Source organism: Allomuricauda sp. MMSF_3307 (assembly GCF_030733585.1).
Classification (GTDB): domain Bacteria; phylum Bacteroidota; class Bacteroidia; order Flavobacteriales; family Flavobacteriaceae; genus Flagellimonas.
Genome location: NZ_JASHIQ010000001.1, coordinates 687348 through 703301 on the forward strand (window position 1 = coordinate 687348; position 15954 = coordinate 703301).

Here is a 15954-nt window from a genome sequence, read left to right on the forward strand (position 1 = left end):
AGTAATTTTTTATGAACCCTATTGGGGCTGCTCAAACAGTGTAGCAAAGCAGGTTCTTTCATCGGCGCGGTGGATGTATGGTTTGGATTTCCCTATGTAAGATAGACTTCCGGTCCGCGCTAGAACAGACAGTTTGCTTTTTTTGGCTCCCCAATCAAGATATTAAATATGGCGTGTAGCAGTTGTTCAACCGGCAAGGATGGACAACCGCGTGGGTGCAAGAACAATGGTACTTGCGGCACTGATGGTTGTAACAAGCTCACAGTCTTTGACTGGCTTTCCAATATGTCGTTGCCCAACGGTCAAAAACCTTTTGATTGCGTTGAGGTACGTTTTAAAAACAGCAGAAAGGAATTTTTCAGGAATACGGAGAATCTCACCTTGTCCATTGGTGATGTGGTGGCCACCCAGGCCAAATCCGGCCACGACGTAGGGGTAGTAACCCTTACTGGAGAGCTGGTTCGAATCCAGATGAAACGAAAAAAAGTTTCTCCGGACGATAAGAACCTTCCAAAAGTTTACAGAAAGGCCAGTCAACGGGACATTGATATTTGGCAAAAATGTAGGGACCGCGAAGAGGAAATCAAAAAGCGTTCGCGGGAGATTGCCATTTCCCTAAAACTTGAAATGAAACTGAGCGATGTGGAATTCCAAGGAGATGGTTCCAAGGCCACCTTTTACTATACTGCTGAGGACCGTGTGGATTTTCGACAATTGATCAAGGATATGGCGAAAGCCTTCGGTATCCGGATTGAAATGCGCCAGATTGGATATAGGCAAGAAGCCCAACGTTTGGGAGGCATCGGGTCCTGCGGTCGGGAGCTTTGCTGTTCCACTTGGTTGACCGATTTTAGGTCGGTGAGCACGGCATCTGCCCGATACCAACAATTGGCCCTCAACCCACAGAAATTAGCGGGCCAATGCGGTAAATTAAAGTGCTGCCTCAATTACGAGCTCGACATGTATCTGGAAGCGCTCAAAAACTTCCCGCCGTCCGATTGTAAGTTAAAAACACAGAAGGGCATCGCATTTTGCCAAAAAGCCGATATTTTTAAAGAAACACTTTGGTTCTCTTACAAAGATGAACCTGCTACTTGGCATACGCTTTCCAAAGATCAGGTACTGGAAATTTTGGAACTCAACAAAAAGAACCAAAAAGTGGCCAGTCTCGAAGAATATGCCGCGGACAATGTTTCCGAGGATAAAACCACATTCGAAAATGTGGTCGGGCAAGACAGCCTTACCCGATTTGATCGGCCAAACAGAAAAAAGCGTAGAAAAAAGAAGCGCAGAAAACCAAAATCTAAAGCATCTCCAAATGCAAAATAAATTGCTGTTACTACTGGTGTTGGTTCTTGCCCTATCCTCCTGCAACGAACTTTTGGTCTATTCGGATTATCAACCCATCACCGACGGTAAATGGCAGATGAATCAAGGAGTCGATTTTCAATTCTCTGAACTGGACTCCACCCAAACCTATAATGTGTTCATCAATATTAGAAATGATGATACTTTTGCCTTTAGCAACCTATTTTTGATTACCGAACTGGAATATCCCAGCGGAAACACCGTTAAGGATACATTGGAGTACCGCATGGCCGAGCCGAGTGGCGAATGGTTGGGAAAAGGAATGGGAAGTATCAAGGAAAACAAACTTTGGTACAAGGAAAAGATCGATTTTCCGGATTCTGGCGTATATAAGGTGAGCATTTCCCACGCCATGCGCAAAAACGGCGATGTGGAAGGCCTTCACATTTTGGAAGGCGTAACAGATGTTGGTTTGGAAATAGAAAAAGCACCCAAATTATAATGGCAAAAAAGCGTCAAAAAAAACAGCAGCAAAACTTTCTTCCCTTTATTAAATGGTTTTGGATTTTGTTCGGATCGGGAGTATTGGCCGTGGTCCTTATCTTTTTATTGGCCTCATGGGGCGTTTTTGGCGAAATGCCAACCTTTGAGCGGTTGGAAAACCCAGAGACCAATCTCGCCACCGAGTTTATTTCTTCCGATGGCGAAACCTTGGGAAAACTCTATTTGGACGACAACCGTACATGGGTAGATTATGAGACCCTGCCCCAAAATATTGTAGATGCTCTAGTAGCTACCGAAGATGCCCGTTATTATGACCATTCCGGAATCGATGCCAGAGGATTTGCAAGAGCTTTGGTGTATTTGGGAACCAAAGGAGGCGCCAGTACCATTTCCCAGCAGCTGGCCAGACAGCTTTTCGTTGGGGTCAGATCACGAAACTTATTTGAGGCCGTTACTCAAAAAATCAAGGAATGGGTCATAGCCACCCGCTTGGAACGCAATTATACCAAAGAAGAAATCATAGCGATGTACTTGAACATTTATGATTTCAATTACAATGCAGATGGTATCCGTTCCGCCGCTAGAATTTATTTTGGAAAGGAACCCGCAGACCTAAGAACCGAAGAATCTGCGGTTTTGGTGGGTATGCTCAAAAACTCGTCCCTTTACAATCCCATCCGTAGAGAAGAACTTGTATTGAACCGCAGGAATACGGTATTGGGGCAAATGGCCAAATACGGTTATATCTCCGAAAAAGAAAAGGATTCCCTTCAAAGTTTGGAGATGAAAATCAATTTTAACCCTGAATCCCACAGGGAAGGTCTTGCCACCTATTTTAGGATGTACATGCAACGTTTCCTAAACCAATGGGTGGAAGAAAACCCCAAACCGGATGGTGAGAAATACAATATTTACCTCGATGGGTTAAAGGTCTACACTACCATAGATTCCAGAATGCAACGCAATGCGGAAGAAGCAGTTCAGGAGCACATGAAAAACCTTCAGGCCGAGTTTTTCCACCAAAACACCCCCGACCGAAATCCCACCGCACCCTTCTTGGATGTGAGTAGAGGAGCCATTGATACGATCATGCGCAGCGCCATGAGACGTTCTGCGAGATGGCGCCACCTTAAACGCGAAGGACTGTCCGAAAAAGATATCGAAGCCACCTTCCGTGAAAAAACGGAAATGACCGTTTTTGATTGGAACAGCGATTCTTTTGAAAAGGACACCATCATGACCCCAATGGATTCCATCCGATACTATAAAACTTTTCTACGTACCGCCATGATGTCCATGGAACCACAAACAGGTCACGTAAAGGCATGGGTAGGAGGAATCGATTACAAGCACTTTCAGTACGACAATGTAATTCAAGGTTCCAGACAAGCGGGTTCATTATTTAAGCCTTTTGTCTACGCTGCGGCCATAGACCAATTACGCTACTCACCCTGCTATACTTTGCCCGATAACCAATATTGCATTGAGCCTGGGAAACATGGTAATATGGCTGCATGGTGCCCGAAAAATTCGGACGGAAAGTACTCCGGTGAGGATATGACCCTTAAAAGTGCATTGGCCAATTCCGTCAATACCATTACAGCCCAGCTTATTGATCGGGTTGGACCTGGCTCGGTGGCGTCCATTGCAAAAAGTATGGGGGTTACCAAAGAAATTCCCGAAGTGCCATCCATCGCATTGGGTACGCCCGATGTGAGCGTCTATGAAATGGTCGGCGCATTCGGAACCTATGCCAATCAAGGAGTTTACGTGAAGCCTGTCATGGTGACCCGTATTGAGGACAAAAACGGAACGGTACTTTTTGAGTACACACCAGAGACGAAGGATGTATTGAGCAAAGATGTCGCTTACGCCATGGTGAACCTATTGGAAGGAGTTACAGAATATGGTTCGGGCGGAAGATTACGGCACACCTACGGAAAAAATCAAACTGTGTACAAAGAGATTATCACTGGATATCCGTACGAACTCACCAATCCGATTGCAGGTAAAACCGGAACCACACAAAACCAGAGTGATGGCTGGTTTATGGGCATGGTGCCGAATCTGGTCACCGGTGTTTGGGTCGGCGGAGAAGACAGATCTATACACTTTAACCGTCTTTTGTACGGACAAGGGGCATCTATGGCATTGCCTATCTGGGCACTCTATATGAAGAAGAACTACGCCAACGAAGAACTGAATGTATCCAAGGAGGAGTTTGAAGCACCCGAAGAGCTGTCCATCAACATTGATTGCACAAAACAACAGGACGAAGAAGAAGATTTAATCGATACAGAGGACGATTTGGACGACTTAGATTTTTAAACAAGAACATATTTCTTAACAAAGCCCCAAGCATATCTTAATTTGCTTGGGGCTTTTTTATTTAAATCGTAATTTCAGGGCAAATAAATACGAATTCTATGATCAATAAAACAGTTGCCAACGTTTCTGAGGCTTTGAAGGGGGTAGAAGATGGAATGACCTTCATGCTGGGGGGATTTGGCCTATGTGGAATACCGGAAAATGCCATTGACGAATTGGTCCGTTTGGGCATCAAGGATATCACCTGCATCTCCAACAACGCAGGAGTGGATGATTTTGGCCTTGGACTCTTGTTGCAAAAGCGTCAGATCAAAAAAATGATATCATCCTATGTGGGCGAGAATGATGAGTTTGAACGACAAATGTTGAGCGGTGAACTGGAAGTGGAACTGACTCCACAGGGGACCTTGGCCGAAAAATGTAGGGCCGCCCAAGCGGGTTTCCCTGCTTTTTACACTCCTGCAGGCTACGGTACCGAAGTGGCCGAGGGCAAAGAGACAAGGGAGTTCGATGGAAAAATGTATGTACTTGAACCTGCCTTCAAGGCGGATTTTGCCTTTGTGAAAGCTTGGAAGGGCGATGAAGCCGGAAACCTGATTTTTAAGGGAACAGCAAGGAACTTTAACCCGTGCATGTGTGGCGCAGCGACCATTACCGTGGCTGAGGTGGAAGAACTGCTGCCCGCGGGGAGCTTGGACCCCAACCAGATCCATATTCCCGGAATATTTGTGCAGCGTATCTTCCAAGGTAAAAACTATGAGAAACGCATTGAGCAGCGAACCGTCCGTGAAAGGAAATAGCAATTGTCCCTTTGAGAGGACTTTAGGGGTGTTTTACAAAAGAAAATAATATGTTAGATAAAAACGGAATAGCAAAACGAATTGCAAAAGAAGTCAAGGACGGTTACTACGTCAACCTCGGTATCGGAATACCCACCTTGGTGGCCAATTTTGTCAGGGACGACATCAGTGTAGAGTTCCAAAGTGAGAATGGGGTATTGGGCATGGGTCCATTCCCGTTTGAAGGAGAGGAAGATGCCGATATTATCAATGCCGGAAAACAGACCATAACCACCTTGCCGGGAGCGTCCTTTTTTGACTCCGCCTTGAGTTTTGGCATGATTCGAGGGCAACATGTCCACCTCACCATTTTAGGGGCCATGGAAGTAGCGGAAAACGGTGATATCGCCAACTGGAAGATTCCCGGGAAGATGGTCAAGGGCATGGGAGGTGCCATGGACTTGGTAGCCTCGGCAGAAAACATTATCGTGGCCATGATGCATACCAACAGAGCGGGAGAATCCAAATTGTTGAAAAGGTGCACTTTGCCCTTGACAGGGGTCGGTTGCGTAACCAAAATAGTGACCAATCTGGCCGTGTTGGAGGTAACACCGGAGGGCTTTAAACTATTGGAGCGGGCACCGGGAGTTTCCATTGAAGAAATTCAAGCAGCTACCGAAGGTAAATTGGTCGTGGAGGGTGAAATTCCAGAAATGCAAATTTGATACTAAACGGCTTAATTTATACAACATAATATTGCCATTACACAACAATAGTTTTATATTGCCATTCAACGATTATATATTTGGTTATAGCGAAATTGTTACCCAAATTAACCACAAACCGATTGAACCATGGCACTAAAATCTAACACTACGATGAACGAGAATGTTCAAGTTTACAGAAACGATTTTTTCACAGGTTTTATGCTTTTGATCAAAAAGCTGTTCATGCTTTAGGTCAACCAGTTTAAATCCCCCTGAAAAATATGGAGCCAACGTATTGTTCGGCTCTTTTTTTTGCGATAATTTTAGGCAAAACCAACCCTATGCACCTATCGCTTCGCAAATGTACCTTGACCGATCTGGATGATCTGGTGGAAATGTCCAAAACTACCTTTGCCGAAGCATTTGAAAAAGACAATAGTCCAGAGGACTTTAAGACATATCTACAAGAAGCCTTCCACCCCCGGAAACTTGCCAAGGAATTGTCCAATATCTACACCCATTTTTATTTTGTACACAACTCATCCAAGCGGGTAGCCTATATGAAACTCAATGTAGCTTCCGCACAAACGGACGTGGATCATCCGCGAGCGATGGAAATAGAGCGTGTTTACGTGGCCCGGGAATATCAAGGCATGCAAATTGGTGCCTGGATGTTAAATGAAATCAAGTCCATTGCAAAAAAATTCCATAAGGAATTCATTTGGCTAGGGGTTTGGGAGCATAATCCAAAGGCCATAGCTTTTTACAAACGCCATGGGTTTGTCAAATTTGGTGAGCATCCCTATTACATCGGAAAGGACAAGCAGACCGATTGGCTCCTTCGACTAGACCTTAAGTAAGTTGCTCAAGAACATAATGTCCCCTTCGGCCTGCAATTTGTAGGCAAAGGAATTTTCAAAAGCCGCATGGATGAGCAAGGAAATCGCCATGGCGTTCACTTTGGTCAAGCTGTTGGTTCGGTACACCACATCCCGAATGGTTGAAAAGCTTACATTGCTCTGAATGGCAATATTGGCAAAATCGTTTTTGGTGGCATTACGGCGGAGCACTTGGGACAGTCGCTCGCTGATCGGTTTTCCGTAATCCTCTTCCGTAAAAATGGAATCTTTTTCTAGAAATGGCCCTAGGCCTTTAATGGAACCCATATATAATTCGAGTTTAAATAATTATATGTTGGGGTCAAATCCTATTTTCTATATTTGGCCTGTAACCCAATTACAGAAAACTAGAGAAATTGCTGCGTTGAGCGCTTATTGCGTAACAATATTACACAATATAGAAATAAATGTATATAATTAAGCAATTAAGACGAAAAAATAATATTAGTCAATCGCAATTGGGTGAGGAAATTGGCGTGAGTTTACGCACGATTCAGCTCTACGAAAGAAAGGATGCCAACATTCCCATAAAAAATTTGACCAAGATCGCCGAATATTTTGGTCTTACCATCGCCGAGCTCTACATGCACGAGGTGAACGATATGGGAGAGGCCTATACCAGGCGCCAACCGTTTACCAAACATGGCAGTGTATTCTACCCCTTGGAGCATGGAAAATATTTGGTAATGGCTCCTTTGGTGCTGGTGGAGTGGCATCAAAAGTATATCAAATCATTAAAGACGGACAAATTCACCAACCCATTCCAAGGAGGGTTTATCATTGATTTCTTGACCGAGGAGCCCCATCGTATTTTTGAAGTCTCCGGCGACTCCATGAACGACTCCAGCGCTGCATCCATTCCCAACAAGTCGTATGTCCTTGGATTGGAAGTTAAAAAAGAGTCCTTGGCCCGCAACAAGGAGACCTTTTGGAACGAATCTTACATACTTGTTTGTGTGGACCGGATTATCTGTAAGCGGCTTACAGGGTATAACAAGGACAAAAGGGCCTTGCTGTGCCATAACCTAAACACTTCGCCGGAATTTCAGGATTTTGAGTTGCCGTTGGACGATGTGTTGCAGGTGTTCAGGATTGTGAAAAAGCAGCTTTGACTTGATTAAGGTGGGTAAGCACCTCTTCGAGGCAATCTTCCAAGTTTTTCTTTACTTCCGTTTCCCAAAACCGAAACACCGTGTAACCCTTTTCTTTTAAGGCTTGATTTACCTCTTGATCACGCTGCATGTTCCGCTCGATTTTTGGAATCCAGAACTCCCGATTCGTTTTGATTTTCTCCCTGCGCTCCTCCCAATTATGGCCGTGCCAGTATTCCCCATCTATAAAAATGACGGTTTTATACTTTTTAAGGGCAATATCTGGCTTACCGATAAGCTTTTTATAATCGATGCGGTATCGATAGCCCGATTGCCACAACGCCTTCCTAAAGGCAAGTTCTGGTTTGGTGTTTTTACCACGAATTTTTCCCATAATCTTGGAGCGCTGAGGAGTGGTGTAAAAACCTGATTCCTCGTTGAAACGGGGTACTTTAATGCGTTCTTTGGGATACTCTTTGGACATACCATAATATAACAAAAAACCCAAACTCCTTTTGGAATTTGGGTTCTCTATAATAAAATATGATACGATTTATCCTTTCAACGTAGCGGATAAGTATTCGCGGTTCATACGGGCAATGTTCTCCAAAGAAATACCTTTAGGGCACTCTACTTCGCAGGCACCAGTATTGGTACAGTTTCCGAATCCTTCCAAATCCATTTGACGCACCATGTTCTGAACGCGCTCCGCAGCTTCTACCTGTCCCTGTGGCAAAAGGGCAAACTGCGATACTTTAGCTGAGGTAAACAGCATGGCACTCGCATTTTTACAAGCGGCCACGCAGGCCCCACAACCAATACAAGTAGCGGCATTAAAGGAATCATCGGCATGCTCCTTTTCAATAGGAATGGCGTTGGCATCCACTGGTCGTCCCGAAGTGTTTACGGAAATGTATCCACCAGCCTGTTGGATGCGGTCAAAAGCACTACGATCCGTAATCAAATCCTTGATCACAGGAAATGCTTTGGCCCTCCAAGGTTCAATTACGATTTCGTCACCATCATTAAAACTTCGCATGTGCAGCTGACAGGCCGTAATCAATGAATCTGGACCGTGCGGACGTCCGTTGATCATCAACGAACAAGTACCACAGATACCTTCACGGCAATCGTGGTCGAATTCCACAGGCTCTTCACCCTTGGCGATCAAATCCTCGTTTAAAATATCCAACATCTCCAAAAAGGACATGTCCTTTTCTACCCCATCAAGAGTGTAGTCGACCATCGCTCCTTTGGACTTCGCATCTTTTTGACGCCATATTTTTAAATATAATTTCATAGCAATTTTATTTATATGAACGTGTCTTTACTTTGATATTCTCGTATTCCAAATCTTCTTTGTGCAATTTGGCATCTTTGGGCTCGCCTGCGTACTCCCAAGCGGCCACATATTTAAAGTTTTCGTCATCACGAAGGGCCTCGCCTTCTTCAGTTTGATACTCTTCGCGGAAATGTCCTCCACAGGATTCATTTCTATGCAGGGCATCCTTCGCGAACAACTCGCCCAGTTCCAAGAAATCGGCCACACGACCTGCTTTTTCCAATTCTTGGTTCTTGGAATCCGGTGTTCCGGGAACTTTTACGTTTTCCCAGAAATCCTTGCGCAAGGCGGCGATTTCTTCAATGGCTTCCTTGAGCTCTTTTTCGTTTCGGGACATCCCACATTTGTTCCACATGATTTTACCCAATTTCTTGTGGTAATAATCCACCGTGTGAATACCGCTACCTGACATCAATTTTTTGATACGCTCACGAACATCGTTTTCTGCGGCATCAAATTCAGGAGAGTCGGTAGGAATGGGTCCAGTTCTAATATCGTTGGACAAATAATCCCCGATGGTGTATGGAAGCACGAAATATCCATCGGCAAGACCTTGCATCAAGGCCGATGCCCCCAAACGGTTGGCACCGTGGTCGCTAAAGTTGGCCTCTCCTGCGGCATAACACCCAGGAATGGTGGTTTGCAGGTTGTAATCCACCCAAAGACCTCCCATGGTGTAGTGCACCGCTGGATAGATCTTCATAGGGGTTTTGTATGGGTTTTCGTCCACAATCTTTTCGTACATCTGGAAGAGGTTACCATATTTCGCCTCGACTATTTTTTCACCGAGCTCGCGAATGGTTTTGTCGTCTGCATCCTTCATTCCAGAGGTCATTGCTTTTTCCCTTCCATAACGCATTATGGCCGAATCAAAATCGAGGTATACGGCCTCGCCAGTTTTGTTCACGCCGAATCCAGCATCGCATCGTTCCTTGGCAGCTCTTGAGGCAACGTCCCGTGGCACCAAGTTACCGAAGGCAGGATAACGTCTTTCCAAATAGTAATCCCTATCCTCTTCCGCCAATTCGGTAGGCTTCAAACGACCCTCGCGAATGGCTTGGGCATCTTCCAATTTTTTGGGCACCCAAATACGACCGTCGTTTCGCAGTGATTCGGACATCAAGGTCAATTTGGATTGATGGTCTCCCGAAACCGGAATACAGGTCGGGTGGATTTGTGTGTAACATGGGTTGGCGAAGAAAGCACCTTTCTTGTGTGTTCTCCAGGCAGCCATTACGTTGGCGCCCATACAATAGGTGGAAAGGTAAAACAAGTTTCCATATCCTCCGGAAGCGATGACAACGGCATGCGCAGAATGTCTTTCGATTTCACCGGTCACCAAGTTTCTGGCAATAATACCCCGGGCCTTACCATCGACCAAAACCAAGTCCAACATCTCATGACGCGTGTACGATTTGATTTTGCCTCGTTGGATTTGACGGTTCATGGCGGCGTAGGCACCCAACAATAACTGTTGACCGGTTTGCCCTTTGGCGTAGAAGGTCCTGGAAACCAAAACCCCTCCAAAGGAACGGTTGTCCAATAATCCCCCATATTCCCTTGCAAAAGGGACTCCTTGGGCAACACATTGGTCAATAATATTGGTGGATACTTCCGCTAATCGGTACACGTTGGCTTCCCTAGAACGGTAGTCACCTCCTTTGATGGTATCGTAGAAAAGACGGTAAACACTGTCGCCATCCCCTTGATAGTTCTTGGCTGCGTTCACGCCTCCTTGGGCCGCAATGGAGTGCGCCCTTCTAGGAGAATCTTGATAACAGAAAGTTTTTACATTGTAGCCCAGCTCTGCCAAAGTGGCTGCAGCGGAGCCCCCGGCCAATCCAGTACCAACGACAATAATATCAATGTTTCGCTTGTTGGCGGGGTTGACTAGGTCAATTTCATTTTTATGCTTGGTCCATTTGTCCGCTAAGGGTCCAGATGGAACTTTGGAATTCAATATGCCCATACTTAATGTGTTATTGGGTTAAGGTGGTGGTAAACGGCGATGAATGCAAAGGCCAAGGGTACCACGACCGCGAATATTTTAGCAAATTTTTTAAATCCAGCAGTGTACTTGTTGTTTACACCCATGGATTGGAAAGAGGAGGCGAAGCCATGCCATAAATGAAGGGCCAGCAGCACAAAGGATACCGCATAAAGCACGGTTCTCCAAACTGGAGCGAACTTTTCAACGGTTTCGGCGTAGTAACGCGTTGGGTCCTGTGGGTTGGCCTCGATGTACTTGTAAGCCATCTCGTGCACCCAAAAATCGTAGAAGTGCAACGCCAGAAAGGCCAATACCACCAAACCTGAGTAAATCATGTTACGGGAAGCCCATGGTGCATTGGCAGCGCCATTATACTTTACATAGCCCACATCCCTAGCTTTTCTGTTCTGGATTTCCAACACAAAGCCCATCACAAAGTGGATGATTACCCCAGCAATCAAGATGGGTTGAAGTACAAATTGCACCAATGGATTGTAGCCCATAAAATGGGACCAGGAGTTAAAGGTTTCCGGGTCAATGACCGAAGTAATGTTGATGGTAAGATGTTGCGTGAGAAAAACAACCAAAAAAAGACCCGATAGAGCCATTACGTACTTTCGGGCCAACGAAGATTTTATCAAACTCATTAGAAGTCAGTTTTTACACAAATTTACGGCACGAAGGAGTTTTTAACAAGCTTTCAACATCGTAAAGCAGGTTATTTAGATTCATTTTAAGCTAATGGGATTTAAACCCTCGATATCGCCATCCCGGAAATTTGACCGATATTACCAATGAATCCAAAATCAAACAAAGAAACATGGATGTTGCCATTTTATCCGTAAGCCTTAACGTGTATTCCACGGCTAGGATTGCTGAGGAATTTGAGCGGGCCGGGCATTATGTGGAACACGTGGACCATACCAAATGTTCGGTGCAGTTGGGCGGGGACCGTCCCGAGATTTATATGGGAACGGAGAACATCACCGACGAGTTTGATGCCATTGTTCCACGAATCGGGACTACGGTAACTCGGCACGGATCGGCTATCGTAAAGCAGTTTGAGCTGAACCATGTGTTCACCACCGCCAAATCATTGGGCATCACCCGAGCACGGAACAAAGTCGCTACCCTACAGATGATGTCCCAAAAAGGCATTCCTGTCCCCAAAACGGTGTTTTCCATCAATCCCTACAATGTAGAGGATCAAATTGAGCTTTTGGGCGGAGCGCCGGTCATTATAAAACTGCAAGAGGGCACCCAAGGCAAGGGTGTGATTCTGGCGGAAAGCAAAAAGTCGGCAAAATCGGTAATCGATACCCTCTACAACATGAACACGAGTATTTTACTCCAAGAATATATTGCCGAGGCCAATGGGGAAGACCTTCGGATTATTGTTGTGGGCAAAAAAATTGTCGCCAGCATGAAACGTACCAGCGGCTTGGACGACTTTAGGTCCAATGTGCACCGAGGAGCCGCAGTGGAAGCCGTACAACTAACACCACGCGAAAAGTTCATAGCCATTAATGCAACCAAACACTTGGGATTGGGCGTAGCAGGTGTGGATTTGATCCGATCAAAAAATGGCCCTTTATTGATTGAGGTAAACGCGTCTCCGGGTCTTCAAGGCATAGAGGCCGCCACGGGTATCAACGTGGCCAAGCACATTGTGCGTTATGTGGAAAAGCACGGAAGAAACAGTCGCAAATAATTTTAGATTCAGGCCGACATGTTCATTTTTTCACTGACCTTGGCCAAGCTCCATTGTACGGCATCTTCCAAATCGGAAAACTGCCTTATTTTGTTTCTGAAGAACATCTTTTCCAAAATAACACTGGCCAAACCACTTTTGTTATAAGCCACAATGGAGTAGAATTCCAGATGATGTCGGTTTTTGTAGAACTTGAGCCAGTCCGTTGGCACCACGGAATAATCGTTGATTCGGTTGCTGATATAAGCCACAGGTTTATCCTTTCCTAAAATTTCGTAGGCCACGCTGATTATTTTTTCGGCCTTGTCCCAATCGAAAGTGGCACCTTCGCTCATTTCGGAGATGACCAATCCATCAAAAAAGTAGAAGACACCGAATTCGTACTCCCGGACCTCCTTTATTTTTTTAAAAATTGCCAAATCCCTTACCTTTTGCATAACTGTTTACTCTGATACATCTATAATGATGGATCAAAGGTACATGGGGCTAAAGGTATTTTTGGGCACCGATTGACCGATGCACCTTCCGAATTGACGTATGGGCCTTTTCAATTGACGGATGCTATTTTGGGAGAAATGAAATACGTAAAATTCCTACACATCTGGTTGGAATCCCGTATTATTTCTCCATGTTTTTGAGCTGAATCCCCAAGGCTTTAGTGGAAAGTTGTACTTCTAGAAGGGAAAGGATCAAAGAAATCATCAAAAAAACCAGACTGATGCCAAAAATTACATTGGCCCAGACCCGCATTTCCACATAGATCAAGAACATGGTAACGGCGGCCAACAAAAAACTGACGATGGCAGTGGCCTGCATGTTCTTGATGATGCCCAATCGCGTCCGCAATTGGTTGATCTGTTGTTTTAGAGGTGGCGCCGAAGTTTCCTCAAACTGCTTGTGCAACTGGCGGATCAATGCCGCAATGGCCAAGTAACGGGCGTTGTAAGCCAACATGGTCAACGAAATGGCAGGAAAAAGCAGTGCGGGAATACTTAGGTTGAGCTCCATTTTTTCAATTTGATTGGGAAGGTAAGGATTTGTCTTCGGTAACGCAATTACCTACATTTGAGCAAATCAAATCACAACTATGAAATACACTCAGATAGACAGCAACCTTTTTATAAAGAACCGTAAAAAATTCGTGGCACAAATGCGGCCCAAGAGCATTGCGGTGTTCAATTCCAACGATATTTATCCCATTGGTGCGGATAGCACCTTGCCTTTTGAACAGGACCGGGACCTTTTTTATCTGAGCGGTGCTGATCAAGAGGAAACGATCTTGCTACTGTTTCCCGACGCCATGGATGCCAAGCACAGGGAAATTCTGTTTGTGCGGGAAACCAACGACCATATTGCCGTTTGGGAAGGAGCAAAACTCACCAAGGAAAAAGCAACGGAGGTTACAGGTATTGAAACAGTCTATTGGCTTACCGAATTTGACAAGATATTTTTTGATTTGATGACGGAGGCGGATACCATCTACTTCAACACCAATGAACATTACCGCCAAGCAGTAGAGACCCAGACAAGGGAAGACCGCTTCATCGAAAAAGTAAAAAAGGAATACCCCGCCCACCAATGGGCCAAAAGCAATCCCATTTTACAGAACATTCGCGGGGTAAAGGAACCAGAGGAAATCGAATTGATGCAAAGGGCCTGCGACATTACCGAAAAAGGGTTTAGAAGAGTGCTGGAATTTGTGAAGCCTGGCGTATGGGAACACGAAATTGAGGCCGAATATCTTCACGAATTTATTCGGAACCGCTCCAAAGGATTTGCCTACAGTCCCATCATTGCATCGGGCAACAATGCGAACGTGCTCCACTATTTGGAAAACAACAAACAGGTGAAGGACGGCGATATGATCTTGATGGACCTTGCCGCGGAATACGCCAACTATTCCAGTGACATGACCCGTACCATTCCTGTGAACGGAAGATTTACGGCCAGACAGAAGGAAGTGTATAGCGCAGTCCTTCGTGTAAAGGATGAAGCCACTAAAATGTTGGTGCCCGGAACGCTATGGGCCGAATATCACAAGGAGGTCGGAAAACTCATGACCTCCGAACTGATAGGACTTGGATTATTGGACAAGGCCGATGTGCAAAATGAAAATCCCGATTGGCCGGCCTACAAAAAATACTTTATGCACGGTACCAGTCACCACATCGGATTGAACACCCACGATTACGGCGAGTTGAAAAAACCGATGAAAGCCAATATGGTCTTCACGGTGGAGCCCGGTATTTACATTCCTGCCGAGGGAATGGGAATCCGTTTGGAAGATGATGTGGTTATTCAAGAAAAGGGAGAGCCCTTTAATTTGATGCGCAACATCCCCATAGAAATCGAGGAAATCGAGGAATTGATGAACAAATAGTCAGATTCTGATTTTAGAATTTAGAGAGACAAAAGAAGTATGCGAACGAGCCTAGTGTGGTTGATGCAACAATCGACCATCGAAAAAAAGATGGAAGAAGCCCCGGATAGTGCCTATGAAATCGGGGTGGTTATTGGGAGTTACCTTCCCTTTGTGGTGCTGGCTGGCATTGCGTATGCCATTTATTACTACAATAAAAAGAAGCGAGACTCGGAGTAAGTTAGTCAGTTTGGTTCATCACCAAAAAGAAATGTTCCATCAAATGGCTTAATGTAACGGAATATGTCGAATCAGTACAAACTATACCGAACCGCCTTTGCGCTTGCCCTTTTTACCATTTTTTACAATGTGGCAGAAGGGATTATCTCCACCTATCTTGGGTTTGAGGATGAAAGTCTTGCGCTTTTTGGTTTTGGTACGGATAGTTTTATCGAGGTCATTTCAGGATTGGGCATTGCCCACATGATCCTGCGGATCCAACGAAACCCCGATAGTAACCGTGATAATTTTGAACGAACCGCCCTTCGAATCACTGGCGTAGCATTTTATTTGTTGGTCGTTGGATTGGTGGTATCCAGTGTTTACAATATTTGGACAGGCCACAAACCCTTGACCACTTTTTGGGGTGTTGTCATTTCAACCATTTCCATACTGGTGATGTGGATTTTGGTCTGGTGGAAGCGAAAGGTGGGGCGCCAACTCAATTCAGCTCCTATTTTGGCCGATGCCAACTGTACCTTGGTTTGTGTGTACATGTCGGTCATTTTATTGGTCAGTAGTGGTATCTATGAGCTTTTTAAGATTCCTTACATAGATAGTATCGGCACCTTGGGCTTGGCCTATTTTGCTTTTTCCGAAGGAAAGGAATGCTTTGAAAAGGCAAGGAGCAATAAACATTGCGCTTGCGATTAAACC

At 45.1% G+C, this 15954-nt stretch carries 18 protein-coding genes; 11 read left to right on the plus strand and 7 right to left on the minus strand.

What is annotated here, in order from left to right; all coding sequences use genetic code 11:
- Nucleotides 1-168 precede the first annotated feature (168 nt).
- The 6 genes from RBB12_RS02995 (at nt 169) to RBB12_RS03020 (ending at nt 6486) form a co-directional block, all read left to right on the plus strand.
- Nucleotides 169-1329: a stage 0 sporulation family protein gene (locus tag RBB12_RS02995; protein ID WP_306012740.1), complete on the plus strand. Its 1161-nt coding sequence runs from the start codon at nt 169-171 to the stop codon at nt 1327-1329.
- Nucleotides 1319-1810 (plus strand): gliding motility lipoprotein GldH, encoded by a 492-nt coding sequence (locus tag RBB12_RS03000; RefSeq protein ID WP_306012741.1) that lies wholly within the window; start codon nt 1319-1321, stop codon nt 1808-1810. The genes RBB12_RS02995 and RBB12_RS03000 overlap by 11 nt, the downstream gene beginning before the upstream one ends.
- Nucleotides 1810-4140 carry a penicillin-binding protein 1A gene (locus tag RBB12_RS03005; protein WP_179383310.1) on the plus strand — a complete coding sequence of 777 codons (2331 nt, stop codon included), beginning with the start codon at nt 1810-1812 and terminating at the stop codon, nt 4138-4140. Before RBB12_RS03000 ends, RBB12_RS03005 begins: the two co-directional genes overlap by 1 nt.
- Before the next feature lie 98 nt (nt 4141-4238).
- Nucleotides 4239-4940 carry a CoA transferase subunit A gene (locus RBB12_RS03010; RefSeq protein ID WP_179383311.1) on the plus strand — a complete coding sequence of 234 codons (702 nt, stop codon included), beginning with the start codon at nt 4239-4241 and terminating at the stop codon, nt 4938-4940.
- Between the two features lie 50 nt (nt 4941-4990).
- Nucleotides 4991-5644 carry a CoA transferase subunit B gene (locus RBB12_RS03015; RefSeq protein ID WP_179383312.1) on the plus strand — a complete coding sequence of 218 codons (654 nt, stop codon included), beginning with the start codon at nt 4991-4993 and terminating at the stop codon, nt 5642-5644.
- A gap of 323 nt (nt 5645-5967) precedes the next feature.
- Entirely contained in the window at nt 5968-6486 is a 519-nt protein-coding gene (locus RBB12_RS03020) for a GNAT family N-acetyltransferase (protein ID WP_306012742.1), read from the plus strand.
- Here RBB12_RS03020 and RBB12_RS03025 read toward each other — a convergent pair.
- Entirely contained in the window at nt 6472-6792 is a 321-nt protein-coding gene (locus tag RBB12_RS03025; protein WP_179383314.1) for a hypothetical protein, read from the minus strand. The genes RBB12_RS03020 and RBB12_RS03025 overlap by 15 nt on opposite strands.
- Before the next feature lie 140 nt (nt 6793-6932).
- Here RBB12_RS03025 and RBB12_RS03030 point away from each other — a divergent pair, with 140 nt between their 5' ends.
- A complete protein-coding gene (locus RBB12_RS03030; protein WP_306012743.1) occupies nt 6933-7637 on the plus strand; it encodes a helix-turn-helix domain-containing protein in 705 nt (234 codons plus the stop codon).
- On the opposite strand, the gene RBB12_RS03035 is transcribed toward RBB12_RS03030, so the two are convergent.
- The 4 genes from RBB12_RS03035 to RBB12_RS03050 all read right to left on the minus strand — a co-directional run bounded on the left by RBB12_RS03035 (nt 7612) and on the right by RBB12_RS03050 (nt 11595).
- Nucleotides 7612-8100, minus strand: coding sequence for a very short patch repair endonuclease (locus RBB12_RS03035; protein WP_306012934.1), 489 nt, complete (start codon nt 8098-8100; stop codon nt 7612-7614). The two genes, RBB12_RS03030 and RBB12_RS03035, sit on opposite strands and share 26 nt — an antisense overlap.
- A gap of 69 nt (nt 8101-8169) precedes the next feature.
- Complete coding sequence (locus RBB12_RS03040; protein ID WP_306012744.1) at nt 8170-8916, minus strand: succinate dehydrogenase/fumarate reductase iron-sulfur subunit; 747 nt, start codon at nt 8914-8916, stop codon at nt 8170-8172.
- Nucleotides 8917-8923: 7 nt separating this feature from the next.
- Entirely contained in the window at nt 8924-10927 is a 2004-nt protein-coding gene (locus RBB12_RS03045) for a fumarate reductase/succinate dehydrogenase flavoprotein subunit (protein ID WP_306012745.1), read from the minus strand.
- 2 nt (nt 10928-10929) lie between these two features.
- Complete coding sequence (locus RBB12_RS03050) at nt 10930-11595, minus strand: succinate dehydrogenase cytochrome b subunit (RefSeq protein ID WP_179383318.1); 666 nt, start codon at nt 11593-11595, stop codon at nt 10930-10932.
- A gap of 173 nt (nt 11596-11768) precedes the next feature.
- Here RBB12_RS03050 and RBB12_RS03055 point away from each other — a divergent pair, with 173 nt between their 5' ends.
- Nucleotides 11769-12659: a RimK family alpha-L-glutamate ligase gene (locus tag RBB12_RS03055; protein WP_306012746.1), complete on the plus strand. Its 891-nt coding sequence runs from the start codon at nt 11769-11771 to the stop codon at nt 12657-12659.
- An 8-nt stretch (nt 12660-12667) separates the two neighbouring features.
- Here the strand turns inward: RBB12_RS03055 and RBB12_RS03060 are convergent, their stop codons facing one another.
- Together RBB12_RS03060 and RBB12_RS03065 are read right to left on the minus strand one after the other, a co-directional pair.
- Nucleotides 12668-13096, minus strand: coding sequence for a hypothetical protein (locus tag RBB12_RS03060; RefSeq protein ID WP_306031000.1), 429 nt, complete (start codon nt 13094-13096; stop codon nt 12668-12670).
- 181 nt (nt 13097-13277) lie between these two features.
- Entirely contained in the window at nt 13278-13667 is a 390-nt protein-coding gene (locus RBB12_RS03065; RefSeq protein WP_179383321.1) for a DUF2721 domain-containing protein, read from the minus strand.
- Between the two features lie 79 nt (nt 13668-13746).
- Between RBB12_RS03065 and RBB12_RS03070 the strand changes: the two genes are divergently transcribed.
- The 3 genes from RBB12_RS03070 (at nt 13747) to RBB12_RS03080 (ending at nt 15951) form a co-directional block, all read left to right on the plus strand.
- Complete coding sequence (locus tag RBB12_RS03070) at nt 13747-15039, plus strand: aminopeptidase P family protein (protein WP_306012748.1); 1293 nt, start codon at nt 13747-13749, stop codon at nt 15037-15039.
- A gap of 39 nt (nt 15040-15078) precedes the next feature.
- On the plus strand, nt 15079-15258 hold the full coding sequence (locus tag RBB12_RS03075) for a hypothetical protein (RefSeq protein WP_179383323.1): 180 nt from the start codon (nt 15079-15081) through the stop codon (nt 15256-15258).
- Nucleotides 15259-15321: 63 nt separating this feature from the next.
- Complete coding sequence (locus tag RBB12_RS03080) at nt 15322-15951, plus strand: cation transporter (RefSeq protein ID WP_306012749.1); 630 nt, start codon at nt 15322-15324, stop codon at nt 15949-15951.
- Nucleotides 15952-15954 lie beyond the last annotated feature (3 nt).